Below are 26,166 nucleotides of genomic sequence, written 5' to 3' on the forward strand. Positions count from 1 at the left end.
AAGGAGATTCAAAGTGACTTCAATAATTTCTATCTCTATATATGTTTAAGCGTAATGACAGTCATAATGTTCAATAAGCATTCAAATTAGTTCAATATTGATGAAAAAGAGGATTACATGCAGAATATTATGCACAACATGACCGTTAACAGCATTTCTACTCACAATTATAATGCCAATTCATAACGGATATGAATGTTAATATAACTTAAAAAAATGAGAAAGCCAATAAAAATAATGATGGGAAGGAGTTTCTTGTTATTTTAAAGGTGATCATATTTTTGGGTGAAAAGCTCTAGTTCTCTTCTCCAAATTTATTGTTTATGAGTTTCTCAAGAGCATCGAGCGCATCACTTGCTTCTGGTCCCCAAACACGAATAGTGAGATTGCAACCAGATGAAGCTGCTAACATCATAAGTCCCATAATTGATGAGCCAACAACAGTTTTTCCATCTTTTTCAACTTCAACAATGGCGTTGAAATTGTCAACAATTTGGACAAATTTCGCAGAAGCACGCGCGTGTAACCCACGTTTATTACAGATATTGAAATGGCGACTTAGTATAGAGGGGATAGGGTCATTGGAAAGCATTAGTGTTTAATTATCCGTTATAAGGTCATACTTGGTACATTAATATATTTACGCCCCGCTTCTTGCGCTATTCTTAAAGCTTCTGATAGCGAAATATCAGGACATTGGCGAATAGAAATTAATTTAATAAGCATGGGTAAATTAACCCCCGCAATCATTTCAACACGTCCTTTTTCAATGGCAGGAACAGCGATATTTGATGGTGTTCCACCGAATACGTCTGTTAATATGATTACGCCATGATTTGTATCTGTAGAGGAGATTGCGGCTATAATATCACCTCGGCGTTGATCTATGTCATCATCAGGATAGACACATATTGTTGCGAATTTTTCTTGTGTTCCAACAACATGTTCCACAGCATTCAGAAATTCAACAGCTAGCTCACCGTGCGTTACAAGCACGAGTCCAATCATTTTATAAAAACTCCTGTTAAGTAAAGAGATAAGGTGAGAGAAACATTTTACAAAGCTTTGTTTTGTTGCCAAGCAAAATTTGCAAAAAAAAGGCAAAAAGTATGATTTTTTATTTATTCGAAAAAAATTAGACAGATTTCAACCATATTTTTCTGAAAAAGAATGCTTCAATAGCTTGGCAAATGGCTGTACAATCTGCTTCACGGAGGCTAGGGAGTTTTAAAAGAGGAATGTGTAGATCTGCAAATTTAAAAGTCTGATTTGTGGAAAAGCGTTCATATTCAGGACCGAGAAGAATAACACAATCAATGGTTGTTTGTTTTTCAAAATCTATCGTATAAAGGCCAACTCCGCGGATTTCGATACCACCCTGCAAACCTTCTGGAGTGAATCCGTGAAGTTTTCCATTTTCCACACGTAGCATTGTATAATCATCACTGATAAGTTTTGCTTCACGTTTTGACCATCCAGCACGGTCAAGCAAGGAAAGTGTGAGAGTTGATTTTCCTGAACCAGATGGACCTATAATCAGCAGTCCCTTTCCTCCCAATTGGAGGCAGTTTGCATGGAGTATTTCATTTTTTGTTTTCATGCCTTTTACTTTGGGTAAAGGGTTTATCTAGCGAAGGGAAGTACAATAATAAAACGTGCGCCAGTTTTACTATTTTCAAGTTCGGGGTCAACAATATTTTCCGCTGTAATTGTCCCATTATGAGCCTCAATGATTTGCCGACTAATAGAAAGACCGAGTCCTGAGTTTTGTCCAAATGTATCTTCGCTTGGACGATCAGTATAAAAGCGTTCAAAAATGCGTTCAATATTTTCTGAGCGAATACCAGGACCATTATCTTCAATAATTAAAACAAGATTTGCAGTATGGCTTTTCATAGTTATACAAATTTTGCCTTTATCATGAGGAATAAAGGAACGTGCATTTTCAATGATATTGGAAATCACTTGTCCCAAACGGAGTTCATGTCCCAATACGAGATAGGGTTTTCCATGAGGACGTGGGATAATATTAAGGCTTATATCAATGTTTTGCCTATTACGGTATACTTCCTGAACAGCATTAACAAGGCTTTCCAAAAGCAGTTTTACATCAACAATTTGCGCTGTTTCACGAGCGAGTTCTGCATCAAGTCGCGAGGCATCAGAAATATCAGTAATCAAACGGTCAAGACGACGCACATCATGTTGGATAATTTCAATCAATTGTTCCTGTGCTTCTTCATTTTTAGCCAAGGGGAGAGTTTCAACAGCACTACGCAGTGAGGTAAGTGGATTTTTTAATTCGTGACTTACATCAGCAGCAAAACGTTCAATGGCTTCAATGCGCATATAAAGGGCATTGGTCATGTCACGAATAGAGGTTGAAAGATGACCAATTTCATCTTCACGCATTGAAAAATCAGGAATTTCAACGCGCTTATTATTGCCATTGCGCACACGGTTGGCGGAGGCAGATAATTTACTCAATGGATGTGCAATCGTATGAGCTAAAAATAGGGAGAGTACCAAAAGCACACTACCTACGACGGCAAAGACTTTAAAAATAACCAATCTTTCACCTTTTACAATATCATCAATATCTGAACCAGTGGTTGAAAGAAGAAGTGCACCTACCACAGCTCGATAGCGTTGAACAGGCACGGCGACAGAAACGATTAATTGTCCCTGTCTGTTGCGTCGTTTAGCGGTTGCAAGTGATCCATTAAGTGCTCGGTAAACTTCTGGGTAAACAATACCTCGTTTTTTTGCTTGTTCCCTATCGATGGCAATACCATTGCCATAAAGTGCACTTGAAAACCATGAATAGAAGCGATCCCACAGATTTTTTTCAGTTTTAAGTGGGGGTAAATTATAGCTGAAAACTTCACCACTAGAATAAAGGACGCGTGAATCAAGAAGCAAGGTAGCATCACGATCATAGATACGTGCTCTTGTCGTTTTAGGTGTGATAAGGCGTCGTAAAAGGGGGGCAACTTGTTCAGGATTAATGGGAAAATCCCAAGAGTCTGTCGATTGAGGTGCAGGTGTAACGCTTTCTCCAGCTTGTAATTCTAAAAGTTTTTGAGGATCAATGAGAATAGAATTCGTATCTACTGTTGCAGAAGCTGCAATGGCTCCAGCGATAATTTTTCCTTGGATGCATAAGCTTTTGATTTTTGCTTCAATCAGACCATCACGAAATTGATTAAGATATAAAATGCCTGTAACTAGAATTGCAAGGGCGGCAAGATTTAAAATGACAATACGGCGTGTAAGACTGGAAAAAAGCAATTGTCTGAGAAGACGTTGTGTCCGAAAGCGCAAATCGGAAAGTATAGAAAAGGGAGATGAAGGAAGACCATTTGGTGTTATTTTTTGCAGGGTTTCCAGTTGAGTATTTTTTGTCATCTATTTGATTGCCATTCAAATTTCTGCGACAAAATAGTTTTACACCTCGTGGAATCGATAACCTACACCGTACAGTGTTTCAATCATTGCAAAATCATCATCCACTTGTTTAAACTTTTTACGCAGACGTTTAATGTGACTATCGATAGTGCGGTCATCTACATAGACTTGATCACTATAGGCTGCATCCATCAAAGCATCACGACTTTTCACCACTCCTGGTCTCTGTGCTAAGGTTTGTAGAATCAAGAATTCTGTAACGGTTAAGATAACAGGTTTATCTTTCCATGTACAGGTGTGACGTTCTTGATCCATCACAAGATCTCCCCGTTTAAGAGAAGAGGTGGGTGAGGCTCCTGTTGCAAGCGGTTGGTTACGAGTACTTGCACGGCGCAAAATAGCTTTCACGCGTTCAATGAGAAGACGTTGAGAAAAAGGTTTGGTAATAAAATCGTCAGCTCCCATTTTAAGACCAAATAGTTCATCAATTTCATCATCCTTGGAGGTAAGAAAGATAACTGGAATATCAGACTTTTGACGTAAACGGCGCAAAAGTTCCATCCCATCCATTCGAGGCATTTTAATATCGAAAATAGCTAAATGTGGGGGATGGAGTGTTAGACCTTTGAGCGCAGACGCTCCATCTGTATAGCTTTCAACTCGGTAGCCTTCTGTTTCAAGCGCAAAAGATAACGATGTCAAAATATTGCGGTCATCATCAACAAGTACAATCGTTTGTGTGATTGTTGGATTATCTTTCATGACTTTTTAGACCTTTCTATTGCCGTGTTTTCTATTGCCATGTTAGCAAATTATTTACGCTATTTGACCTAAGGTATTTATATGGGAGTTCACATTTTTTTTGCAAAACAAATATGATACAAACTGTAGCTGAGTAAAAAACTTTTCACCTTTACGATAAAAGATTGTTTTATCTCTGCAATTTTATAACGCTTTTGCACACATTAAGATCCCTTTTCAGAGGATAAATTTTTAAGGGGCCGTTTTTTGATCAAAATTTATGGTTATTTCTGTACCAGAATTACACAGGATCAGAATGCAACAGGTTCACTTTTAATCGTTGAAGTTTAAAAAATCTACCTATCTGTTTTAAAAGCAGAGAAAAGAGTGTGGTGATATATTTGCAAAAATTTGCATACATTGCATAAAAGGAGGCGATAATGGGTTTTTTTAATTTTATTAAAACGGTTGGTGAAAAACTTGGTGTTGGGGATTATGAGCCAACAGAAAAAGATTTTAAAGCTGCGTTCGATAATTTTCAACTTGGTACAGAAAAAGTGAATATTCAGGTTGAAAATGGTAAAGCTGTTTTGAGTGGTGAAGTTCTAGATAGGGAAACACTTGAAAAAGCACTTTTGGTTGTTGGCAATTCGCAGGGTATCTCTTCTGTTGATATTGGCCAATTAAAGGTTACAGATACTGCGTCTGTGAAAGCTTCTCGCTTTTATGAGGTGAAATCTGGTGATAACCTTTGGAAAATTGCTGAAGAAGTGTATGGAAAAGGGCAAGGTGATAAAAATGCGTTTATTTTTGAAGCCAATAAGCCAATGCTAAAGTCTCCCGATAAAATTTATCCTGGACAAGTTTTGCGTATTCCTGAAATTGACCGCGCTTGATGTAAGACAGAGGATAAATATTTTACTTCTTTACAGCATTTGTTAGGGAGTTAAAAAATGAGAAGCATGAAAAATTTTCATGCTTCTCATTTTCATACTGAAATAGCGTTTAATGGTGAGAAAAGAACTTAAGGTGTAGGCGCAGATTTGGAAGGTAATCTTTCTTCCGTAGCATTGACAAAGAATTCAACATCAATTGTTCCTGCTTTTTCAAACGTTAATTTTGCACTAATTTTATCGCCTACCTTGAATGGTTGTGAAAGCCCCATGAACATAATATGATCGCCCCCAGGCTTAAGGGTAATTTCTCCATTTCCTGGGATTTCAATGCCATTGTGCATTTTTTCCATTTTCATAATATCATTAACAACTGTCATAGAATGGATTTCTGTTGTTTGTACTCCGTTTGTTGAAACAGAAATCAAACGATCTGGGGTATCGCTATGATTAATGATATAGAGATAGCCACTGCCCACTTTTATGCCTTTGGGTGTTGCGCGTGTCCAAGGATGAATGATTTCTATTTCTCCAACTTTATATTGATGTGCAGTTGCAGGTAGGGCTATGAAAGCAAAGAGAAGAACCCGTACCATATTTTTGATAACTTTTTTGATTAGATATTGTACGAAAGCTGAATCTTGATGCATGAGATCTTTCATTCTTCCTACGATAAATGTTATCATTGATTTACCCTCCTTGTGTAAAATTCACTTTTGTCTATTTCTTTCTAGCAGAATTTTTATTCAAAATAAAAGAAAGAATTATTAAAGTTATACCAATCTGGATGTGAGAATAGGAGACATTAGGGCTTTTAGGTTTTGGAGAAGGGCAATAAAGCTTCAGATGATAGTGCAGTTAAAGGTGAAAAGGGCATTCTTAATATATTTGAAAATTGAAGAATTATGTAGGTCAAGAAAAAGGTCATATTCAGTGTATTCAAAGAATGGCTTTTAAATAGCAGTGAATGATTAGGTGATTAAAAGCAGAGCTGTTGTAGAGTATAACAAATAATATCCTTTAGCGTTTGGAAAGGTTGCATTTGACACTATAAGTCTTCAAGAGGGGAGATATTGCCTTCCTTAATCGTGTGAGAATATGAAATCCATAAGAGATTTAGCTAAGGTAGACTATGATATTCATGGCATGAATCTACAGTATTTGAACAATATTCTTAAAAATTTTTCACATGAGTATCTCATGTGGCAGTGAGAGAATAAGGCAGATGTGCTCGCATTATCTTTTTCAGGCTAATATGTTCATGAGAATTACAGGAAAAATATACTATAATACGCAAATATTCGGTAAATATGGTGTTTGCATGTAAAGAGAATGTCTATTTTGTAAAGAAAAATTTTATTTTGGGAATGTTTCTCTCATTATTCTCTTGTAGCGATAAGAGCCTGTTCTTATATACGAAGCAGCAAGACGTATTAGGACTTGCAGTTTATCGTTTATATAACTTGAGGTGAGTTGAGGCTTTGAGTGTAATTAATATAAGGAGCTGTCTTAGAGGGATGCTTAATGAAGGTTTGAGGTAGCTTGCTGAATGGAGATTATAATATGGCAAAAGTAATAGGTATTGATTTGGGAACAACTAACTCTTGTGTTGCTGTTATGGATGGCAAAAACGCAAAAGTTATTGAAAATTCAGAAGGCGCACGGACGACACCTTCTGTTGTTGCTTTTACTGATGGAGGAGAGCGACTTGTTGGGCAACCTGCTAAACGGCAGGCGGTGACGAACCCTGAAGGGACGATTTTTGCAGTTAAACGTTTAATTGGGCGCCGTTTTGATGACCCAATGGTTGAGAAAGATAAAGCCCTTGTGCCTTATAAAATTGTTAAAGGCGACAATGGTGATGCGTGGGTTGAAGAAGCGGGTAAGAAATACTCTCCTTCGCAAATTTCAGCTATGATTTTGCAAAAGATGAAAGAAACTGCTGAGTCTTATCTTGGTGAAAAAGTTGAGCAAGCGGTTATTACGGTTCCTGCTTATTTTAATGATGCACAACGTCAGGCTACCAAAGATGCGGGTAAAATTGCGGGGCTTGAAGTGTTGCGGATTATCAATGAGCCTACAGCTGCTGCTTTAGCGTATGGTTTGGATAAAAAAGACGGAAAAACGATAGCTGTTTATGACCTTGGTGGTGGTACATTCGATATTTCTGTGCTTGAAATTGGAGATGGTGTTTTTGAAGTTAAATCAACCAATGGAGATACGTTTTTAGGTGGTGAAGACTTTGACATGCGCTTGGTTGGTTATTTTGCAGATGAATTCAAGAAAGAACAAGGAATTGATCTAAAAAATGATAAACTAGCGTTACAGCGTTTAAAAGAAGCGGCAGAAAAAGCAAAGATTGAACTTTCTTCTTCACAGCAAACAGAAATCAATTTACCCTTTATTACAGCAGATCAATCTGGTCCCAAGCACTTAACGATGAAGTTGACTCGGGCAAAATTTGAATCTCTCGTTGATGATTTAGTGAAGCGCACTGTTGAGCCTTGTAAAGCAGCATTGAAAGATGCAGGACTGAAAGCAGGTGAGATTGACGAAGTTGTTTTAGTGGGGGGGATGACGCGTATGCCAAAGATTCAAGAAGTTGTGCAGAGTTTCTTTGGCAAAGATCCGCACAAAGGCGTTAATCCAGATGAAGTTGTGGCGATGGGTGCAGCTATTCAAGGAGGTGTCTTACAGGGCGATGTAAAAGACGTGTTGCTCCTGGATGTCACGCCTTTATCTTTGGGCATTGAAACCTTGGGTGGAGTTTTCACACGTCTCATTGAACGCAATACCACTATTCCAACTAAAAAATCACAAGTTTTTTCCACAGCTGATGATAATCAAAATGCTGTGACTATTCGTGTTTTCCAAGGTGAACGGGAAATGGCTAATGATAATAAGCTATTGGGTCAATTTGATCTTGTTGGTATTCCACCGGCACCGCGTGGTGTGCCTCAGATTGAGGTCACTTTTGATATTGATGCGAATGGTATTGTCAATGTTTCGGCCAAGGATAAAGGAACTGGTAAAGAACATCAAATTCGTATTCAGGCATCAGGTGGTCTAAGTGATGCTGACATTGAAAAAATGGTAAAGGATGCAGAAGAGCATGCGGCTGAAGACAAAAAACGTCGTGAAGGTGTTGAAACCAGAAATCAAGCAGAAGCTCTTATTCATTCAACTGAAAAATCGCTTACGGAATATGGTGGTAAGATATCAGCTGAAGAGAAAGAACAGATTGAAGCTGCAATATCGGATTTGAAGTCTGTACTTGATGGCACTGATACTGAAGAATTAAAAGCGAAAATGCAGAAATTAGCAGAAGTTAGTATGAAGCTCGGACAGGCTATGTACGAAGCTTCACAAGCAGCAACATCAGACACAGAAACAGATACAAAAAGTGATGATGTTGTTGATGCTGATTTTGAAGAAATTAATGACAAGAAGAAATAAGTATAAAAACTGCGTTGTTCAGGTAATAAACCCAGCCTTTGAAATAGAGGGATGGGCTTTATTATTTGAGAGCAGTTGCAACTTTATTGCTAAAAATATAAATAGAAAACAAATCTTATCCATGAAGATGGATGACAAAAACTTATCAGGAATACATGATGAAGGTTGATTATTATGAAATTCTTGGCGTGACTCGCACATGTGATGATAAAAAACTGAAATCTGCTTTTCGTAAGCTGGCGATGCAATATCATCCTGATCGCAATGCAGGGGATAAAGAGGCAGAACGGAAATTCAAAGAAATTGGCGAAGCTTATGAAGTTCTCAAAGATCCTAAAAAGCGCGCAGCGTACGACCGGTTTGGCCATGCGGCTTTTGAAAATAACAACCACGGGGGAGGAAATCCCTTTAGCGGTTTTTCTTCTGGTGGATTTTCTGACATTTTTGAAGATTTTTTTGGCGAAATTATGGGAGGTGGACACCGTAAGCGTAGTGATGGTCGTGAGCGTGGCGCAGATTTAAGTTATAATATGGAAGTGACCTTGGAGGAGGCATTTTCAGGAAAAACCGCGCAAATTAATATTCCCAGTTCTGTTGTGTGCGATGCTTGTGAAGGATCAGGTGCAAAAAGGGGTTCTAAACCACAAATTTGTGGGACTTGTCATGGGGCTGGTCGTGTACGTGCTGCACAAGGTTTCTTTTCCATTGAGAGAACATGTCCTATATGTCATGGACGTGGTGAAACTATTAAGGATCCATGTTCAAAATGCCAAGGAACAAGACGGGTAGAAAAAAATCGTTCATTAAGCGTAAACATCCCAGCTGGTATAGAAGATAGTACACGTATTCGTCTTTCTGGTGAGGGAGACGCTGGTATTCGTGGTGGTCCTAGCGGTGATCTTTATATTTTTCTTTCTGTTAAACCGCATGAATTTTTTCAACGAGAGGGGGCAGATCTTCACTGTCGTGTTCCTATTTCAATGGTAACAGCTGCTTTAGGAGGAGAATTTGAAGTTTCTGACCTTGATGGTATCAAAGCGCGTGTTAAGATTCCAGAAGGGACACAAAATGGATGTCAGTTTCGCCTGAAAGGCAAAGGAATGCCCATATTACGCCGTCAGCAAGTGAGAGGTGATCTTTATATTCATATCACTATTGAAACACCGCAGAAATTGACGCAAGAGCAACGTGAATTGTTACAAAAATTTGAAAAGCTTTCAAATCACGAAAATTCACCACAATCACATGGTTTTTTTTCACGTATGAAAGAGTTTTTTGAAAATATTTCTGGTCAAAATGAGTGAATATCTGTCAGAATGAAGGAAGGGAAAGCGTTCTTTAACGATTACTCTAATTAAATTTTCTATTGCATCACAATCTTTGGAAGGGTTAGCATTCTTTTTACTTGAAAAGAGAAGAATTTCTAATGATTGATTGGAAATAAATTCCTAGATAGAGGTAGTTTTAATGTTTCATTTCGCAGCTCTGAGGGCAAGTTTTGTTTCGAGTACTATGAAATATAAACAAGAGCTTGTCCGTGGACAATGAATTGACTACACTGGCAATCTTTCCAATTTCACTCTTAACAATATTTTAGGTATGTAAAATCTTTAGTGATTTTTTTCCTAAGAATCCTATCTTTTTTTGAGTTTTGTAATCAAGCTGTTTTTTTAATGCAAACTCTAAAGTCGTTTGGTTGAAGACAAGGCTTAAGGGATTAGAATAAGCAAAATTCGCGTATACCGTAGCAGTTTAGTGAAATATTTTAGAATACTTTCAGAATGTATTTATATAGACAAATTCCAGAGATATTTTTCATACGAATGTGAATAAACCACTGTCATCTATTCAAGTGTTTTTTTGAGAATTGAATTCAAGCGATCGCAATTACGCTTTGTTTTATTGGTTGTAGTCAATTCTGTTTATATGAAAGGACATAATACAAAATATTTTACCGCTTCAAGGTTGCTATGATATCTTAAATCCTCATTTTTATCTCCTGTAAATTAATGAATTATGTATATTGCTTTAAGATAACAGAAATAATAACTTTCACGTTGGATATTTTAATTTGCAAAAGCGATTTTATGATTAAATTTTATCTTATAGCTTGCGTAGTCAAAAGCATTTATTTTTGGCAGTGGACAATGTGATTTTACTATATTTTTGATGTGATTCTGTTGTTTTGCGCAGTATTTTATAAAAAGTTAGCACCTTTTTTCAATTGATAACTGGCATATTGTATACTTTACGGCGCCGCTTTTCCACACGCTAGCCCTTTTTATGACATACCAATAAACGGTTTCTTTTCGATTCATCATAAGAGAATCTTACAGTACTCGGTGCTTTCATTCAAGTTGGAAGACGATAAATTATCATTATCAATCAATAGATTATTATTTTTATAGCATATATGGCGGCGATTATTTAAGTGATATTTTCTGATTTTTATGAGTAGAAAAAAGGCGAATTTTTAGATCAAAAGGGAATCTAATTGAGGGATATTTGCGACTTCGTCATTTCTTGTATTGCCAACATGGCAATGAAATTCACCGTTATAAAAATTTTGTTTTCATTCTATGAAAGTAATATTTTATATATTCATTGTTAAAGATCCTACGATAAGGTAAGCTCAATAATTTGAATATACAGGCATAATTCAAAGATTCTTCTAAATTCTACTTTCAAGTTTTAGACATGAAGGTCATAAAATGATGGCATTTTGTACATCTGTTTTTTAATTTTTTCATGTCAATTCTTTTTAAGAAAGATGCCTTTATTTCATCGCGTTATGACTTTGGGTGGTAATATAAAGAACAATCGACGATTTGCGGGGAGATGGATAGAGTAAATTTGTTTTTACTTTTCTTAAATTTCACTAAGAGATGGTAAAAATTTAATGAGGAGACTCTTTATAATGGATGATATTGAAAACGGTGCTGCAGATGTTTTTGAAAAACAAGCAGCATTTTTGTCGTCTGCTTTACCTTATATGCAAAAATATGAAAATGAAACGGTCGTTGTAAAATATGGCGGTCATGCTATGGGTGATTCTGCTTTGGGGCGAGCGTTTGCGCGTGATATTGCTCTCTTGAAGCAATCAGGTATTAACCCTGTTGTGGTTCATGGTGGAGGTCCTCAAATTGCTGAAATTTTGATGAAAATGGGGATTGAGTCGCGGTTTGAAAACGGTTTACGCGTAACCGATGAACGGATCGTGGAAGTAGTTGAAATGGTTTTAGCGGGTTCCATAAACAAAGAAATAGTCGCTCTTATCAATGCGGAAGGTGAATGGGCAATAGGGTTGTGCGGCAAGGATGGCAATATGGTTTTTGCCGAAAAAGCTTATAAAACTGTGATTGATCCTGATTCGCATATTGAACGTGTTTTAGATTTGGGATTTGTTGGCGAACCTGTTGAAGTTGATCGCACATTGCTAGATCTTTTGGCATGTTCTGAAATGATTCCAGTTCTTGCTCCCGTAGCTCCAGGTCGCAATGGCAAAACCTATAATATTAATGCTGATATTTTTGCTGGGGCCATTGCCGGTGCATTAGAGGCCAAACGCCTTTTATTTTTGACTGATGTTCCTGGTGTATTGGATAAAAAGGGTAAACTTTTAAAGGAATTAACAATTTCTGAAGCTGAGAAACTCATCAAAAATGGAACAATTTCAGATGGTATGATTCCGAAAGTAGAAACTTGTATGAAGGCTCTTCAAAATGGGGTGGAAGGCGTTGTCATTTTAAATGGTAAAACTCCCCATTCTGTCTTACTAGAACTGTTTACTGAACAGGGAGCTGGAACGCTTATCGTTTCGTAAGACGTATTGAATAAATTGGAGGATAAAGCCTTTCATGAAGAATATAAGACAGTTGAAACGTCCTTTATTAAGCAATCCAGAATTGGCATTATTTGCTGCGACAATGTTGTGGGGCATTACATTTCTAGTGATTCACATTGCTGTGCGCTATAGCGGTCCTCTCTTTTTTGTCGGATTTCGTTTTATAGTTGCATCGCTTATCTGTGGAGCAATTTTTTGGCGTTCTCTGAAAGGTATAACCGTTTATGAAATATTTGCTGGGATGGCTATCGCTTTAGGAATGTTTTTGGGTTACGCTTTGCAAGCAACGGGGCTGCAAACGATTATTAGTAGTCAGTCGGCTTTTATCACGGCGCTTTATGTGCCTATGGTTCCAATATTGCAATGGATTGTTTTTAAAAAGCCACCTCGTCTAGCTTGTTGGATCGGTATTGTTTTCGCTTTTATTGGGCTTATTCTTATTTCTGGAAAAAAGTCTGGAAATTTTGATTTTTCAAAAGGTGAAATTCTAACTTTATTAGGCGCTTTAGCAATTGCGGGAGAGGTTATACTCATCGGAGTTTTTGCCAACAAGGTTGATAGTCGGCGTGTAACGATTATACAGTTATTTTTTAGTGGTCTTTTTTCATTTTTTTGTATGCCGTTGATGGGGGAGAGCATACCTCCATTTTCATGGGTATGGCTGAATATTGGTATAGGATTGGCATTAATGAGTGCTATCATTCAATTAGCAATGAATTGGGCACAAAAATCTATTTCGCCTACGCGTGCAACACTGATTTACGCAGGTGAACCTATCTGGGCTGGTATTGTTGGGCGTTTGGCTGGTGAGCGTTTATCCCCTTTAGCTTTATTGGGGGGAGCATTTATTTTGATTGGGATTGTCGTGGCTGAATTACAACCTTCACAATGGCGGAAAAAGAGAAAATGATTGAAAAAAATGATTAAATTTTCCTCTCTCTTGTTATGATTTTATTTTATGATATTTCCAGAGGTGAAGAAATTTCATTTTTGCCATTTCTTCAACGAAATGAAATAAATTCTTCATACTTTTTCACTTTTGAGGAAAGAAAAAAAGGAATCTTTTAGAATGAAATTTCTTTAAAAACGATGCACTTTTTAAAAAAACATTACAAAAGAGAGCATATTTATAAAATTTTGATAGTTGCGAAGATCAACTGCTCTGAGATGAAATTTTTTATTTTGTAAGACTGATGAAAAAGAGAGTTCTTATGTCCAAAGAGAAAAAAACACTTTTTGCAAATTGTTATTCCAAGTCTAAACGCTATAAGCATTTCTGATATTATACGGGCATATGGATGATAAGACCAACGGATATGAAAAAGTTAAGAATATTTGAATATCCTTTCAATTGTTTTGATTCAGTTTAGTAAACAAAATTCTCATTTTTAGGGTATAGGGCGTTGTGTTTTGAGAAGCTCTTTTTGTTTATATTCTTTTGAAAGGTTTTTAAAGGAGCACAATTGGTCTTTGCGTTTTGTACTATTCTTTGCTAAATCGCCCCTATGACAGTAGATCGTAATTATATTCGTAATTTTTCCATTGTGGCGCATATCGATCATGGAAAGTCGACTTTAGCTGATCGTTTGATTCAAATGACAGGAGGGCTTGAAACACGTGAGATGAAAGAGCAAGTGCTTGATTCCATGGATATTGAGCGCGAACGTGGGATTACGATTAAGGCACAAACAGTACGCTTACACTATAAAGCAAAAAGTGGTGAAACCTATATTTTAAATCTTATTGATACGCCTGGTCATGTAGATTTTGCTTATGAAGTTTCGCGATCACTCGCAGCTTGTGAAGGTTCGCTGTTGGTGGTAGATGCGAGCCAAGGTGTAGAAGCGCAGACATTGGCGAATGTTTATCAAGCTATTGATAATTCTCATGAATTGGTTGTTGTGCTCAATAAAGTTGATCTTCCAGCAGCAGAACCTGAGCGTGTTAAAGAACAAATTGAGGATGTAATTGGTATCGATACCTCTGAAGCTGTGGAAATATCGGCAAAAACAGGTTTGGGGGTTCCTGATGTTTTAGAAGCCATTGTTACACAATTACCATCTCCGCGTATTGGTGATATTAACAAGCCCTTAAAGGCGATGTTGGTTGATAGTTGGTATGATGCATATCTTGGTGTCATTGTTTTGGTACGGGTCATTGATGGTATATTGAAAAAAGGTCAGACCATTCGCATGGTGGGGACTGGAGCAAAATATCCAGTTGAACGCGTTGGTGTCTTTACCCCAAAAATGATTCAGGTTGATGAATTAGGACCCGGGGAGATTGGTTTTATAACGGCTTCTATCAAAGAAGTTGCTGATACGCGGGTTGGTGATACCATTACAGAAGAGCGCCGTCCTTGTGAAGAGGCATTACCTGGTTTTAAGCCAGCGCAACCGGTTGTTTTTTGTGGACTTTTTCCCATTGATGCTGCTGATTTTGATGATTTACGTGCAGCTATGGGTAAATTGCGCTTAAATGATGCGAGTTTTTCCTTTGAAATGGAAACATCAGTGGCTTTGGGGTTTGGCTTTCGTTGTGGCTTTTTGGGACTTCTTCATCTTGAGATTATTCAAGAAAGATTAGAGCGCGAATTTAATTTGGATTTAATTGCGACAGCACCTTCGGTTGTTTATCGTATGAATATGCATGATGGTTCTGTCAAAGAACTCCATAATCCAGCGGATATGCCTGATATTGTTAAAATTTCCTCCATTGAAGAACCATGGATTCGGGCGACAATAATGACTCCTGATAACTATCTTGGATCAGTTTTAGAGCTTTGCCAAGAACGACGTGGAATACAGGTTAGTTTGTCTTATGTTGGGACGCGTGCTATGGTGACGTATGATTTGCCGCTGAATGAAGTGGTTTTTGATTTTTATGATCGTTTAAAATCAATTTCAAAGGGGTATGCCTCTTTCGATTATCAGATGAAGGATTATATGGAGGGTGATTTAGTAAAAATGTCTATTCTGGTAAATGGAGAATCTATAGATGCGTTGTCGATGCTTGTACACCGTACTATTGCGGAAAAGCGCGGGCGTTCCATGTGCGAAAAATTGAAGGACCTTATTCCTCAGCATATGTTTCAGATTCCAATTCAAGCAGCAATTGGCAGTAAAATCATTGCACGCGAAACCATTCGTGCTTTACGCAAAGATGTAACAGCTAAATGTTATGGGGGTGATGTCACACGTAAGCGCAAACTTTTAGAAAAGCAAAAAGAAGGCAAAAAGCGAATGCGCCAATTCGGAAAAGTAGAAATTCCTCAATCGGCTTTTATTCAAGCACTCAAAATGAGTAAACAATGAAATAAGAGAGTATTCTCCTTTATTGATTGCTTTGTATTTTTTTGATAAGAAAAGACTTTTGAAGAGTGTACTTTAATCACGTAAAAGATCATTAATGGATGTTTTTTCTCGTGTTTTTTGATCAACGCGTTTCACTATAACGGCACAATAAAGATTTGGACCTATTTCACCATTTGGGAGTTTTTTTCCGGGAAGAGAACCTGGAACAACAACAGAATAGGGAGGAACTTCACTTATAAAAGTTTCACCTGTTGTACGGTCAATAATCTTTGTGGATTTTCCAATAAAGACTCCCATTCCTAAAACAGCACCTTCACGAATAATACAGCCTTCAACGATTTCAGATCGCGCACCGATAAAACAATGATCTTCAATAATCGTTGGGTTTGTTTGCAACGGTTCTAAAACACCTCCAATACCAACACCGCCAGAAAGATGAACATGCTTGCCAATTTGTGCACAAGAACCAACGGTGGTCCATGTATCAACCATTGTTCCTTCATCAACAAAAGCACCAAGGTTGACAAAGGATGGCATTAAGACAACATTGGGTGCAATATAGGCAGAATGACGCACAATCGCTCCAGGGACGGAACGAAAATCAGCTTTTTTAAAGTCAGCTTCTTGCCAATGAGAAAATTTTGAAGGGACTTTATCCCACCAATATGTTCCATTTACTCCACCGGTGATAATTTGCATAGGGTTGAGCCGAAAAGAAAGAAGAACAGCTTTTTTCAACCATTGATGAACGTGCCATTGTCCATTTTTTTGACGTTGTGCAACACGAATTTCACCTTTATCAAGAAGGTATAATGCATGTTCGACACTCTCACGAATTTCACCCTTAGTGGTGGTATTGATAGTATTGCGGTCGTTAAATGCTTTTTCAATAATTATTTCAAGTTGTGTGAGATCAGTCATGACAAGAGTTCCGTTAAACAAGTTGAAAGCTTCAGGATTTATTACTTTATGACCTACGCGAAGAAATGTATTCAGTCAATAAAACGATAAGGAAACAGGATAGGTGTATGAAAAAAGATTATACAGAAAAAACAGAAGAAGAACAAAAACATCGGACACCACTTCTCCATACGAAGGATGCTCTACAACAGGTAAAAAATTTTTCTAATTCAGCACAAATATGTTCGCCTACTTATCGTTTGGCTTATATCGATCAAGAATTTATGATGCGTCCTGAACTACGTTCACAACGTATTGGTCTTGAGTTTTTAAAGCCAGAAATAATGCTTCAAGAGTGTGATATTCAATCAACAGTCGTTTTATTTGGAGGTGCACGTATTCCAAAACCTGGAAAAGAAGCGTGGGCAGCAAAAAATGAAACACAAAAGAAGAATTTGCATGCTATGTCACATTATTATGATGAAGCAAGGGAATTTGCACGTTTATGCTCATGTTATTCTGCTACAACAGAGTATCGTGAATTTGTGGTTGTCACAGGGGGAGGACCAGGGATAATGGAAGCGGGGAGTCGAGGTGCTGTTGATGTTGGTGCACCAACAGTTGGTTTAAATGTTGTTTTACCGCATGAACAAGAACCTAATTCTTATGTGACTCCACATTTATGTTTTAATTTTCATTATTTAGGAATACGCAAAATGCATTTTCTCATGCGGGCAAAGGCATTGGCTATTTTCCCTGGAGGATTTGGCACTTTAGATGAGTTGTTTGAAACATTAACTCTAATACAGACAGGACGTATGAAACGGGTTCCGATTTTACTATTTGGCAAAGAGTTTTGGAACAATGTGATCAGCTTTGATTATTTATCAGCGCAGGGTACAATTTCTCCCTCCGATGTTGATTTGGTGAAATTTTTTGACACAGCAGCGGAAGCTTTTGAAGAAATTCGTTGCTTTTATAAGCTTCCTTAATCGTTTTGAGGGATATAACTTTTAAACGGTCTTTAATATTCCACTTTGGTCAAATAAAGTCCTGAAGGCGGCGCGACCATACCACAACGTGTGCGATCTTTGGCATGAAGAGCTGCTTCAAGATCTTGTGTTGTCCAGCGTCCAACACCAACCTCCATGAGGCTTCCTGCAAATGAACGGATTTGATGATGAAGAAAAGAGCGCGCTTGTGCATAGAGGAAGATCTCTTCTCCCTCTCTTTGAACATCGAGACGTTCAAGGGTGCGAATAGGGCTTTTTGCTTGACAATGTGCTGAACGAAAAGTGGTAAAATCATGTTTTCCTACAAGTTTTTGGGCAGCTTCATGCATGGCTTCAATATTGAGAGGTTTAGGTATCCACCATACGCGTTTAGCGTTTAGGACTGGTGGAGAGCGGCGATTGAGAATTTTAAAAAGATAATGGCGTTTGATTGCGGAAAATCGTGCATCAAAACTATCGGGGACGTTTTGTACATGCAAGATTGCAATATCTTCTCCCTGTTTTTGCAAATGCGCATTAAGCGCATCGCGTACAGTATGCGTGTGCCAATTTTTTTCAAAATCAACATGTGCAACTTGTCCGGTAGCGTGTACACCAGCATCAGTTCTACCAGCTGTTGTAATGGTCAATTGTTGTCCACTAAAATGAAAAAGTGCCTGTTCAAGAGCACTTTGTATAGTATGAAGTGCTGCTTGGCGCTGCCAACCGGCATAATTTGAGCCATCATATTCAAGGGTCAGTTTAAAACGTGGCATATTAAAAAACAGCAGAAATATGAGCACCTTGCAAAAATGTCGCACTATCAAGAATTTTACCACCAGATCTTTGCAGATGGGTTACTTTAAGACACCTTTGTCCGCAATGGATAAGCAAAGAATCTGGTTCTCTCTCTATTCGACCAATTTCAAGAGAAGGACGTGTCGTTAGGCGACTTCCAAGAATTTTTACACGTTCTTCTCGACCGGCGATATTCATGTTGCACCAGCAACCAGGAAAGGGAGAGAGCGCGCAGATATATCTGTGAATAAATTCTGCAGGTTTTGTCCAATCAATGCGTGTTTCTTCTTTTTTGATTTTTGAGGCATAGGTTATGTTTTCCTTTGATTGTGGGATAAGTTTAAGTTGCCCTTTTTCAAGAGTCGATAACGTTTCTATCATAAGATCTGCACCTATATGTGAAAGTTTGTTTGCAAGTTCATCAGTGGTGGTGTTATCAGTAATGGGGATGGCGCGAGAGAAAGCGGTAGGCCCCGTATCAAGTCCTTCATCCATTTTCATAATCGTTATCCCTGTTTCCTTATCACCAGCCATAATAGCACGCTGAATAGGTGCAGCACCACGCCAGCGTGGTAAGAGTGAAGCATGGGCGTTGAAACAACCAAAACGAGGTATTTCAAGAATGGTTCTCGGTAAGAGGAGTCCATAAGCAACGACAATGGCAACATCAACAGCAAGTTCTGCAAATTGGGTTTGTTGTTCGGCTGTTTTGAGTGTTTGAGGTGTAAAGACAGGAATAGATTTTGCTTTTGCTAGATTTTGCACAGGTGAGGGGGTCAGTTTAAGACCACGCCGTCCTGCAGGGCGAGGGGGTTGGCTGTAAACAGCTACAATATCATGGCCAGCATCCAATAAAGCTTGTAAAATAGGAACAGAAAAATCAGGTGTCCCCATAAAACTTAACCGTAATACCATTACAAAACTGTTTCCTGTCTATTTTTTTCTTTTGTACGTTTTTTAAATTTTCGTATCACCATATCGCGTTTGATTTTCGAAAGGTAATCAATAAAAAGGCGACCGTTTAAATGATCGATTTCGTGCTGTAAGCAAATAGCGAGTAGATCATCTGCCTCAATTTCTGTTTGTTTCCCGTCACGATTTTGATAGCGAACACGGAGGCGTTTGGGGCGTTCGACTTCTGCAAAGTATTCCGGAATAGAAAGACAACCCTCTTTGTAAATATTACGCTCATTTGAAAGCCATAAAACTTCAGGGTTGATAATAATTAGAGGATTTTTCAGTTTATCATTTCGCGAGACATCTATGACCAACATACGTAGTGGTATACCAATTTGAATAGCGGCAAGGCCAATGCCTTGGGCATGATACATAGTTTCCAGCATATCATCAGCGAGTTTTTGAATAGCTGAATCAATATGCTCAACAGATTTGGATATTTCCCGTAAAATCGGATCAGGTACAATAACTAAAGGTTTAATTGGCATAGGCGCAGATTAATCAATGGTTTGGTATGGGTCAATATTGAATGGCAAATTCTTACGCTTTTTTACGGTAAGAGCGTTATATTACTTTTCATGTTTGATTCGTTTTTTTCTTTTACACTCATTGATGAGTCTTTTGCTAAACTGAGTGCTCTGCTTTTGTTTATATTCGTTTGCTTGATATTTTTTATACTAATACATTCTTATCGAAAAAAAGCGATTTGGGAAAGTAAAACTGCTGAATATTCACGTGAGGTACAAATGCAGATGGCTACATTGCTGAAAACACAGGCTGAAATGCAAGGGCGGATGCAAACGATGGCAGAAGTTTTTGGTCAAAGACAAGCTGAATTGAATAAGTCACTCAGTGAGCAACTCAATGGGATGACAGCTAATTTGGGGCAAACACTTCAGGTACAAACTAAATCGACTTATGAAAATTTGAATCGTTTGCAAGAACGTTTAGCGGTCATTGATGCAGCACAAAATAATATTCAATCGCTTACAGGACAGGTTGTTCAGTTGCAAGCTATTTTAAGCAATAAGCAGACGCGTGGCACTTTTGGTCAAGGGCGGATGGAAGCAATTATTGCCGATGCCTTACCAGCGAATGCTTATGTTTTTCAAGCTATTCTCTCTAATGGAAAGCGGCCAGATTGTCTCATCCATATGCCGAATAAGGCACCTTCTTTGGTTGTTGATGCTAAATTTCCTCTAGAAGCCTGGAATGCTATGCGTAAAGCAACATCAACGCAAGAACGTCAAGAGGCAGAACGCCAATTTCGTACTGACATGGAAGTTCATGTTCGTGATATTGCACAAAAATATTTGATTCCTGGAGAAACACATGACACGGCTTTTCTTTTTGTACCATCGGAATCGATTTTTGCAACGATCTATGAGGATTTTGAACCGTTGGTACAAAAAGCCAATCGAGCACATGTGATTATTGTATCTCCGTCTTTATTGATGCTCTCTGTTCAGGTTGTACAAACCATTATGAAAGATGCGTGGATGCGTGAACAAGCGCATTTAATTCAGTCAGAAGTAGCAAAATTGATGGAAGATTTTGGACGAATGGATATGCGTGTTCGCGCGTTACAGAAGCATTTTTACAAAGCGGGAGAGGATATAGAGGGGATTTTAATCTCATCCTCCAAAATTATGAAACGAGCTAACCGTATTGAAACTTTTCAATTAAAAGACAATAACTCTGAGCCAATGGAAATAAAAACATCTGCTCAATCGCAAACATTGCGTTTGGTTGATGAGGAGTAAAACAAGGCTTTTAGTCATCACAAATATGTTCATATCCTTTATGGATTGGTAATAATTTTTTAGTATCCATAGTGTGCGTTTTATTTCCTAAAGAGAAGGAAGAGAGAAGATGCGACACCTTTTGTTTTTAGTGGCATTGGTGTTTCCGCTAGGGGGATGTGCAACAACCTCCCCGATTTATACAAACAATGCTTGCGCCATTTTAGCGCAAAAAGATGGTTTTTTTGATAATTGGGAAAAGGCTTCTAAAAGAGCAGAAATTCGCTATAGTATTCCTATGCCTATTATTCTTGCAACTATTAAGATGGAATCAAACTTTCGTCACAATGCACGTCCTGCGCGCACAAAACTATTTGGTTTTATTCCATGGAAGCGTCCGTCGACAGCATATGGCTATTCTCAAGCACTTGACAGTACATGGGCAATGTATCTCCGCTCTACGGGAAGATCTTTTGCATGGCGTACTAATTTTGCAGATGCTGCCGATTTTGTTGCTTGGTATCATCGCCAGAGTGTTCAACGCAATGGTGTGAGGTTTGATGATGCGTATAGCCTTTATTTAAATTATCATATGGGTCATGGTGCTTACGCGCGCAGTAGAGGATATGTATCTGGTGCACTTGCACAGGCGGCACAGCGTATGGCAATTATGTCTAGACACTATGATCAGCAATTAAAGGCATGTGGGCGCCGTTAAGGAGGATTATAAAAATATCTGAAACAAGAATTCAATTAGTTTTCAAATTGATTTAAGTGCAGAATTTATCACAACCTGAATGAAAAGCTGTAGTTTTAAAGAGACAGCTGCTAATTTTCTTAAGCCCATTTCATTATGGTGCCCGTGAATGATGTAACGTAAAATTCATTGAGCACCACTTTATGCTTATGAAGGTACAAGCTGATACTATCATGCTATTTATCAGTTTCCAATATTGCAACAGTTGTTGTATTGAGACGCTTCATAAAAGGCACTTTACTCCTTTCTTGAAGAGTTTTTATCCACACATTAATTCTGCTTGTGACATGCAAACGAATGATTTTGATTGATTCATCATGAAGAGGTTTGAGATGGGAGAATTTTACAATATTCGGGTCTCTGATTTAATATCCAAAAAGATAAATTATTATTATAAATCAATACATTAATTTAATTATTATATGAATTAAATACTCCATACAATAAACTTCTAATGTATTTTGAGAAGAGGATAAAGAGGATTTTTTCATCAAAATCTTTGTTGAAACGAAAATGCAAATATTAAAAGGTAAAAAATTCAATATAAAAGTTTGCCAATAAAATAGTAAAGAACATCAATCAAAAAAAACTTTCTTTTTAAAAAACAAAACAGCAGAATACAAAAAGGAACAAAGACTAGATATTACCATTCAAAAAGATTTATAATCCAAGGTGACAACATGAAGTTAAACGCAACCGTATTTCTTTATTAAAAAACAATTACGATATTCTTGAAATTAGAATGGCTTGCTCCCAATTTATCCATAAAGAAATTTATCGCTATACTTTCTCATGCAAGATTGGCAGGGTTTATAAAAATACCCAATATTTTTTGTAAAGCAACCTAGTGTAAAGTTACAATTTGTAGCTCATGCTCATTTGCTCCTGCAAGAGCAATAGAGCGCTCATCGGATAAAATGATTGGATAACCTGTTTCACCAAACAGAGCCCATACTGTAATACCTGGGGTCATTGGTGGAAGATCTGGAAAGTTTTTAGCCAGATCATCTGTACAAACCTTTTTTAAATAAGCAATCTGCCCCGTATCAGAATGGGTCATATCTTGCAACGACAAGTTTTGTTTATGCTCTCCCATTTCATTATTCCTTTACGCCTTAACTCTTATTACTTACTTTAATTGGAATTTGTTTCGTTTGTTTTTTTGATTTTGGTTGGTGTAAGTTAATGGATAAAAGACCATTTTTCAACTCAGCATTTGTAACGTGCATTCCTTCGGCAAGGACAAAGGTTCGTTGGAATTGACGTGCAGCTATACCACGATATAAATATTGATGGTTGTGACTGTCTGTTTGTTTACCCTGAATAATCAATTGATTGTCGTCGAGCAAGATATTGAGGTTATTGACTTTAAAACCAGCAACAGCCAAAGTTATACGCATATGGCTTGCATCATCATTTTTGTGTAAACGCTCAATATTATAAGCTGGATAAGTTTCATCAGCTTTACCAATACGTCGCAATGTTTTTTCTATTGTTTCAAATCCTAAGAGAAAAGGATTGGAGAAAGGCGTCACATGTGTCATTGTGAATGTCCTCTTTAAAGCGGCTATACTCTAAATAAAGCGTTTGTTCCATCCTTCTCATATGGCGAGTGTAAGTGGTAACTTCAAGAGAAAAGATGAGAGAATTCAATGACTCACAAAATAATAAAATTGTCAAAAGAAAAAACAGTTGCTAAAATATTGTATAGAAAAGACGAAATTGCAGAAATATTTCGCCGTTTTTCTGTTCAGCGTCCGATTCCTAAAAGTGATCTTATCTATACAGATGTTTTTACTCTTTTGGTTGCAGTTGTTCTTTCAGCACAAGCTACAGATGCAAGTGTTAATAAAGTGACAAAAGAATTATTTCGCCTTGCAGATCAACCAGAAAAAATGGTTGCCTTAGGAGAAGAAGAAATTGCACGCCATATTCGTACAGTTGGTCTTTGGCGTGCAAAAGCGCGCAATATTTACGCGCTTTGCAGCTTTTTAATTGATCACTATGATGGTCAAGTGCCTGATAATCGTGAGGCGCTTATGGCACTTCCTGGTGTGGGGCGTAAAACGGCTAATGTTGTTTTGAATATTGCTTTTGGTCAGCCTACATTAGCGGTAGACACACATATTTTGCGTCTTGGAAACCGTCTTGGTTTAGCGCCCGGCAAAACACCAGAGATTGTCGAAGAAAAGTGGCTAAAGATTATACCAGTTTGTTATCTTCGTTATGCGCATCATTGGCTCGTTTTACATGGGCGTTATATTTGTCAAGCGCGTAAAGCACAATGTACGCAATGTATTATTGCTGATCTCTGTAAAGCAGCGAGCAAAACAAATGCAATTCCAGCACCTTTGGTTGAAATTCAAGGCAATGGAGCTCCGATTTTTTTTTGATATGGACTTGCTATTTTTTTTATACTGTCTTATGAAAACACTGTTGGAACCGCCCGGCAGGGCATGCCGTGGCTGTTTAAATGCTTATTCAAGCTTTGGTCCGTTTAAAAGATTCACTTGTGAATAATGTATGGAGTAGCGAAATGCCCAAGATGAAGACCAAGTCGTCCGCTAAGAAGCGGTTTAAAATCACTGCGTCAGGCAAAGTTAAAGTAGCAGCTGCAGGTAAACGTCATGGCATGATTAAACGCTCGAATAAATTTATTCGCGATGCACGTGGAACAATGGTTTTGTGTGAACAGGATGCCAAAAAAATTATTCAGCATTATTTGCCGAATGGTTTTTAAACCTGACGTTTTGATTTTTAGGAGAGTACTACATGGCACGTGTAAAAAGAGGTGTTACAGCGCACGCGAAGCACAAAAAAGTTCTTAAACAGGCTGAAGGTTTTTACGGTCGTCGTAAAAATACCATTCGTGCAGCTAAAGCGGCAGTTGATCGTTCAAAGCAGTACGCTTATCGTGATCGCAAAAATAGGAAACGTACTTTCCGTGCTTTGTGGATTCAGAGAATCAATGCGGCTGTTCGTGCAGAAGGTTTAACTTATGGACGCTTTATTGATGGCTTATCAAAGGCTGGTATTGAGATTGATCGTAAGGTTCTTTCAGATATAGCAGTTCATGAGTCAGCAGCATTTTCTATTTTAGTGGCTTCTGCAAAGAAAGCTTTGGAATATTTGAAAGATACAACGCCTAATGCTTTTGAAGGCGCTGTCAAGTAAACCAGTCGCGTTCTCTTAAAGCATTCATTTATTCGGGATCCCGTACTGGTTAGGCTAGTGCGGGTTTTTTTTATTTAAAAAATAGGCAAAGATATGAACGATATTGAGCGTCTTGAACAAGAAATTTGTTTAGCCTTAGAGATGGCTGGTGATGAACAGGCACTTGAAACGGTGCGTATTGGAGCGTTAGGCAAAAAAGGCAGCATCTCTGAAAAGTTAAAAGCATTAGGAAAGATGAGTGCTGAAGAACGCCATAAGGTTGGACCAGTTCTTAACGGATTAAAAAATCGCGTTTTAGAATTATGGGTACAAAAGCGTGATTTTTTGAGGCGTCAAGCAATGGATGTACGCCTTACTCGTGAAACAGTTGATGTCACTTTGCCTGTGCGTTCTTCACCGATAGAACGGGGGCGTATTCATCCGATTTCAAAAGTAATTGAAGAAATTATAGCCATTTATACGAAGATGGGTTTTTCCCTTGCAGAGGGACCAGATATTGAAACAGATTATTATAATTTTACGGCATTGAATTTTCCTAAAAGTCATCCAGCACGTGAAATGCATGATACCTTCTTTTTTGATGTTAATAAAATGGGAGAGCGGAAATTATTGCGCACCCATACATCACCTGTGCAAATACGCACAATGGAAAAGCAAAAAGCACCGATACGTATCATTATTCCTGGAAAAACCTATCGCATGGATTCGGATGCAACACATTCGCCCATGTTTCATCAGGTAGAGGGTCTTGTAATTGATAAAGCCTCTACTATTGCACATATGATGTGGCTTCATGAGACTTTTTGTAAAGCCTTTTTTGAAGTTCCGTCTGTAAAGACGCGTTTTCGCCCCTCTTTTTTCCCTTTCACTGAACCTTCCATAGAAGTAGATATTCAATGTGATCGTTCTGGATCAGAAGTAAAATTCGGAGAAGGACAGGATTGGCTGGAAATCTTAGGATGCGGAATGGTTCATCCTCATGTATTAAAAAATGTTGGTTTAGATCCTGATGAGTATCAGGGTTTTGCATGGGGAATGGGCATTGATCGCATTGCTATGTTAAAATACGGTATGCCTGATTTGCGAGCTTTTTTTGATGCTGATTTGCGTTGGTTAGATCATTATGGCTTTCGTTACTTTGACATGCCTGCTTTTTTTCCTGGTTTAAGAAATGTGTGATCTTGTCATAA

Annotated in this window: 25 protein-coding genes; 13 read left to right on the forward strand and 12 right to left on the reverse strand. The window is 37.9% G+C overall.

Features of this window, described 5'->3' with window-relative positions:
• Positions 1-295 precede the first annotated feature (295 nt).
• The 5 genes from O9A_RS01700 to O9A_RS01720 form a co-directional block, all read right to left on the reverse strand.
• The gene (locus O9A_RS01700) at positions 296-592 is read right to left on the reverse strand and encodes an HPr family phosphocarrier protein (protein WP_034458176.1); all 297 of its coding nucleotides are present in this window, start codon (positions 590-592) and stop codon (positions 296-298) included.
• A 17-nt stretch (positions 593-609) separates the two neighbouring features.
• A complete protein-coding gene (locus O9A_RS01705) occupies positions 610-1,008 on the reverse strand; it encodes a PTS sugar transporter subunit IIA (protein WP_034458178.1) in 399 nt (132 codons plus the stop codon).
• Positions 1,009-1,135: 127 nt separating this feature from the next.
• Positions 1,136-1,600 (reverse strand): HPr kinase/phosphatase C-terminal domain-containing protein, encoded by a 465-nt coding sequence (locus O9A_RS01710; protein WP_034458180.1) that lies wholly within the window; start codon positions 1,598-1,600, stop codon positions 1,136-1,138.
• A gap of 23 nt (positions 1,601-1,623) precedes the next feature.
• Positions 1,624-3,408 (reverse strand): sensor histidine kinase, encoded by a 1,785-nt coding sequence (locus O9A_RS01715; protein ID WP_034458182.1) that lies wholly within the window; start codon positions 3,406-3,408, stop codon positions 1,624-1,626.
• Between the two features lie 39 nt (positions 3,409-3,447).
• Positions 3,448-4,170, reverse strand: coding sequence for a response regulator transcription factor (locus tag O9A_RS01720; protein WP_034458184.1), 723 nt, complete (start codon positions 4,168-4,170; stop codon positions 3,448-3,450).
• Between the two features lie 419 nt (positions 4,171-4,589).
• Here O9A_RS01720 and lysM point away from each other — a divergent pair, with 419 nt between their 5' ends.
• Positions 4,590-5,045, forward strand: coding sequence for a peptidoglycan-binding protein LysM (gene lysM, locus O9A_RS01725; protein WP_034458186.1), 456 nt, complete (start codon positions 4,590-4,592; stop codon positions 5,043-5,045).
• Between the two features lie 128 nt (positions 5,046-5,173).
• Here lysM and O9A_RS01730 read toward each other — a convergent pair whose 3' ends face one another.
• Positions 5,174-5,728, reverse strand: a complete 555-nt coding sequence (locus O9A_RS01730) for a copper chaperone PCu(A)C (RefSeq protein WP_034458188.1) — start codon at positions 5,726-5,728, stop codon at positions 5,174-5,176.
• A gap of 877 nt (positions 5,729-6,605) precedes the next feature.
• Here O9A_RS01730 and dnaK point away from each other — a divergent pair.
• The 5 genes from dnaK to lepA all read left to right on the forward strand — a co-directional run bounded on the left by dnaK (position 6,606) and on the right by lepA (position 15,656).
• On the forward strand, positions 6,606-8,498 hold the full coding sequence (gene dnaK, locus O9A_RS01735; protein WP_034458190.1) for a molecular chaperone DnaK: 1,893 nt from the start codon (positions 6,606-6,608) through the stop codon (positions 8,496-8,498).
• Between the two features lie 158 nt (positions 8,499-8,656).
• Positions 8,657-9,802 carry a molecular chaperone DnaJ gene (gene dnaJ, locus O9A_RS01745; RefSeq protein ID WP_034458193.1) on the forward strand — a complete coding sequence of 382 codons (1,146 nt, stop codon included), beginning with the start codon at positions 8,657-8,659 and terminating at the stop codon, positions 9,800-9,802.
• Between the two features lie 1,613 nt (positions 9,803-11,415).
• Positions 11,416-12,321, forward strand: coding sequence for an acetylglutamate kinase (gene argB / locus O9A_RS01750; protein ID WP_034458195.1), 906 nt, complete (start codon positions 11,416-11,418; stop codon positions 12,319-12,321).
• Between the two features lie 34 nt (positions 12,322-12,355).
• On the forward strand, positions 12,356-13,252 hold the full coding sequence (locus O9A_RS01755) for a DMT family transporter (protein WP_034458198.1): 897 nt from the start codon (positions 12,356-12,358) through the stop codon (positions 13,250-13,252).
• 595 nt (positions 13,253-13,847) lie between these two features.
• A complete protein-coding gene (gene lepA / locus O9A_RS01760) occupies positions 13,848-15,656 on the forward strand; it encodes a translation elongation factor 4 (protein WP_034458200.1) in 1,809 nt (602 codons plus the stop codon).
• Between the two features lie 72 nt (positions 15,657-15,728).
• Here the strand turns inward: lepA and dapD are convergent, their stop codons facing one another.
• The gene (gene dapD / locus O9A_RS01765) at positions 15,729-16,577 is read right to left on the reverse strand and encodes a 2,3,4,5-tetrahydropyridine-2,6-dicarboxylate N-succinyltransferase (RefSeq protein ID WP_034458202.1); all 849 of its coding nucleotides are present in this window, start codon (positions 16,575-16,577) and stop codon (positions 15,729-15,731) included.
• Positions 16,578-16,684: 107 nt separating this feature from the next.
• Here dapD and O9A_RS01770 point away from each other — a divergent pair, with 107 nt between their 5' ends.
• Complete coding sequence (locus O9A_RS01770; protein WP_034458204.1) at positions 16,685-17,548, forward strand: LOG family protein; 864 nt, start codon at positions 16,685-16,687, stop codon at positions 17,546-17,548.
• Between the two features lie 32 nt (positions 17,549-17,580).
• Here O9A_RS01770 and truA read toward each other — a convergent pair whose 3' ends face one another.
• Genes truA through def form a run of 3 tightly spaced genes read right to left on the reverse strand, consistent with a single transcriptional unit; the run spans position 17,581 to position 19,791 of the window.
• Positions 17,581-18,324: a tRNA pseudouridine(38-40) synthase TruA gene (truA, locus tag O9A_RS01775; RefSeq protein WP_034458206.1), complete on the reverse strand. Its 744-nt coding sequence runs from the start codon at positions 18,322-18,324 to the stop codon at positions 17,581-17,583.
• A 1-nt stretch (position 18,325) separates the two neighbouring features.
• A complete protein-coding gene (gene fmt, locus O9A_RS01780; protein ID WP_034458208.1) occupies positions 18,326-19,261 on the reverse strand; it encodes a methionyl-tRNA formyltransferase in 936 nt (311 codons plus the stop codon).
• Positions 19,261-19,791, reverse strand: a complete 531-nt coding sequence (def, locus tag O9A_RS01785; RefSeq protein ID WP_034458210.1) for a peptide deformylase — start codon at positions 19,789-19,791, stop codon at positions 19,261-19,263. The genes fmt and def overlap by 1 nt, the downstream gene beginning before the upstream one ends.
• Positions 19,792-19,881: 90 nt before the next feature.
• On the opposite strand from def, the gene O9A_RS01790 reads away from it, so the two are divergent.
• Together O9A_RS01790 and O9A_RS01795 are read left to right on the forward strand one after the other, a co-directional pair.
• Positions 19,882-21,066, forward strand: a complete 1,185-nt coding sequence (locus O9A_RS01790) for a DNA recombination protein RmuC (protein WP_034458212.1) — start codon at positions 19,882-19,884, stop codon at positions 21,064-21,066.
• Between the two features lie 109 nt (positions 21,067-21,175).
• On the forward strand, positions 21,176-21,763 hold the full coding sequence (locus tag O9A_RS01795; protein ID WP_034458214.1) for a transglycosylase SLT domain-containing protein: 588 nt from the start codon (positions 21,176-21,178) through the stop codon (positions 21,761-21,763).
• Positions 21,764-22,646: 883 nt separating this feature from the next.
• On the opposite strand, the gene O9A_RS01800 is transcribed toward O9A_RS01795, so the two are convergent.
• Positions 22,647-22,898 (reverse strand): BQ00720 family protein, encoded by a 252-nt coding sequence (locus tag O9A_RS01800; RefSeq protein ID WP_011180040.1) that lies wholly within the window; start codon positions 22,896-22,898, stop codon positions 22,647-22,649.
• Between the two features lie 19 nt (positions 22,899-22,917).
• A complete protein-coding gene (locus tag O9A_RS01805) occupies positions 22,918-23,346 on the reverse strand; it encodes an Hsp20 family protein (protein ID WP_034458216.1) in 429 nt (142 codons plus the stop codon).
• Between the two features lie 108 nt (positions 23,347-23,454).
• On the opposite strand from O9A_RS01805, the gene nth reads away from it, so the two are divergent.
• From nth to pheS, 4 genes are all read left to right on the forward strand, one after another.
• Positions 23,455-24,195 (forward strand): endonuclease III, encoded by a 741-nt coding sequence (nth, locus tag O9A_RS01810; protein WP_034458218.1) that lies wholly within the window; start codon positions 23,455-23,457, stop codon positions 24,193-24,195.
• A gap of 143 nt (positions 24,196-24,338) precedes the next feature.
• Entirely contained in the window at positions 24,339-24,542 is a 204-nt protein-coding gene (rpmI, locus tag O9A_RS01815) for a 50S ribosomal protein L35 (protein WP_034460159.1), read from the forward strand.
• A gap of 32 nt (positions 24,543-24,574) precedes the next feature.
• On the forward strand, positions 24,575-24,976 hold the full coding sequence (gene rplT / locus O9A_RS01820; protein ID WP_034458220.1) for a 50S ribosomal protein L20: 402 nt from the start codon (positions 24,575-24,577) through the stop codon (positions 24,974-24,976).
• Between the two features lie 93 nt (positions 24,977-25,069).
• Positions 25,070-26,155 (forward strand): phenylalanine--tRNA ligase subunit alpha, encoded by a 1,086-nt coding sequence (pheS, locus tag O9A_RS01825; protein WP_034458222.1) that lies wholly within the window; start codon positions 25,070-25,072, stop codon positions 26,153-26,155.
• Positions 26,156-26,166 lie beyond the last annotated feature (11 nt).

The sequence above is a fragment of the Bartonella koehlerae C-29 genome, assembly GCF_000706625.1.
Taxonomy (GTDB): domain Bacteria; phylum Pseudomonadota; class Alphaproteobacteria; order Rhizobiales; family Rhizobiaceae; genus Bartonella; species Bartonella koehlerae.

Excerpts from the sequence above, each read along its gene's own strand:
- O9A_RS01700 (WP_034458176.1), bottom strand. The coding sequence starts at position 592 with ATGCTTTCCAATGACCCTATCCCCTCTATACTAAGTCGCCATTTCAAT.
- O9A_RS01705 (WP_034458178.1), bottom strand. The coding sequence starts at position 1,008 with ATGATTGGACTCGTGCTTGTAACGCACGGTGAGCTAGCTGTTGAATTT.
- O9A_RS01710 (WP_034458180.1), bottom strand. The coding sequence starts at position 1,600 with ATGAAAACAAAAAATGAAATACTCCATGCAAACTGCCTCCAATTGGGA.
- O9A_RS01715 (WP_034458182.1), bottom strand. The coding sequence starts at position 3,408 with ATGACAAAAAATACTCAACTGGAAACCCTGCAAAAAATAACACCAAAT.
- O9A_RS01720 (WP_034458184.1), bottom strand. The coding sequence starts at position 4,170 with ATGAAAGATAATCCAACAATCACACAAACGATTGTACTTGTTGATGAT.
- lysM (WP_034458186.1), top strand. The coding sequence starts at position 4,590 with ATGGGTTTTTTTAATTTTATTAAAACGGTTGGTGAAAAACTTGGTGTT.
- O9A_RS01730 (WP_034458188.1), bottom strand. The coding sequence starts at position 5,728 with ATGATAACATTTATCGTAGGAAGAATGAAAGATCTCATGCATCAAGAT.
- dnaK (WP_034458190.1), top strand. The coding sequence starts at position 6,606 with ATGGCAAAAGTAATAGGTATTGATTTGGGAACAACTAACTCTTGTGTT.
- dnaJ (WP_034458193.1), top strand. The coding sequence starts at position 8,657 with ATGAAGGTTGATTATTATGAAATTCTTGGCGTGACTCGCACATGTGAT.
- argB (WP_034458195.1), top strand. The coding sequence starts at position 11,416 with ATGGATGATATTGAAAACGGTGCTGCAGATGTTTTTGAAAAACAAGCA.
- O9A_RS01755 (WP_034458198.1), top strand. The coding sequence starts at position 12,356 with ATGAAGAATATAAGACAGTTGAAACGTCCTTTATTAAGCAATCCAGAA.
- lepA (WP_034458200.1), top strand. The coding sequence starts at position 13,848 with ATGACAGTAGATCGTAATTATATTCGTAATTTTTCCATTGTGGCGCAT.
- dapD (WP_034458202.1), bottom strand. The coding sequence starts at position 16,577 with ATGACTGATCTCACACAACTTGAAATAATTATTGAAAAAGCATTTAAC.
- O9A_RS01770 (WP_034458204.1), top strand. The coding sequence starts at position 16,685 with ATGAAAAAAGATTATACAGAAAAAACAGAAGAAGAACAAAAACATCGG.
- truA (WP_034458206.1), bottom strand. The coding sequence starts at position 18,324 with ATGCCACGTTTTAAACTGACCCTTGAATATGATGGCTCAAATTATGCC.
- fmt (WP_034458208.1), bottom strand. The coding sequence starts at position 19,261 with ATGGTATTACGGTTAAGTTTTATGGGGACACCTGATTTTTCTGTTCCT.
- def (WP_034458210.1), bottom strand. The coding sequence starts at position 19,791 with ATGCCAATTAAACCTTTAGTTATTGTACCTGATCCGATTTTACGGGAA.
- O9A_RS01790 (WP_034458212.1), top strand. The coding sequence starts at position 19,882 with ATGTTTGATTCGTTTTTTTCTTTTACACTCATTGATGAGTCTTTTGCT.
- O9A_RS01795 (WP_034458214.1), top strand. The coding sequence starts at position 21,176 with ATGCGACACCTTTTGTTTTTAGTGGCATTGGTGTTTCCGCTAGGGGGA.
- O9A_RS01800 (WP_011180040.1), bottom strand. The coding sequence starts at position 22,898 with ATGGGAGAGCATAAACAAAACTTGTCGTTGCAAGATATGACCCATTCT.
- O9A_RS01805 (WP_034458216.1), bottom strand. The coding sequence starts at position 23,346 with ATGACACATGTGACGCCTTTCTCCAATCCTTTTCTCTTAGGATTTGAA.
- nth (WP_034458218.1), top strand. The coding sequence starts at position 23,455 with ATGACTCACAAAATAATAAAATTGTCAAAAGAAAAAACAGTTGCTAAA.
- rpmI (WP_034460159.1), top strand. The coding sequence starts at position 24,339 with ATGCCCAAGATGAAGACCAAGTCGTCCGCTAAGAAGCGGTTTAAAATC.
- rplT (WP_034458220.1), top strand. The coding sequence starts at position 24,575 with ATGGCACGTGTAAAAAGAGGTGTTACAGCGCACGCGAAGCACAAAAAA.
- pheS (WP_034458222.1), top strand. The coding sequence starts at position 25,070 with ATGAACGATATTGAGCGTCTTGAACAAGAAATTTGTTTAGCCTTAGAG.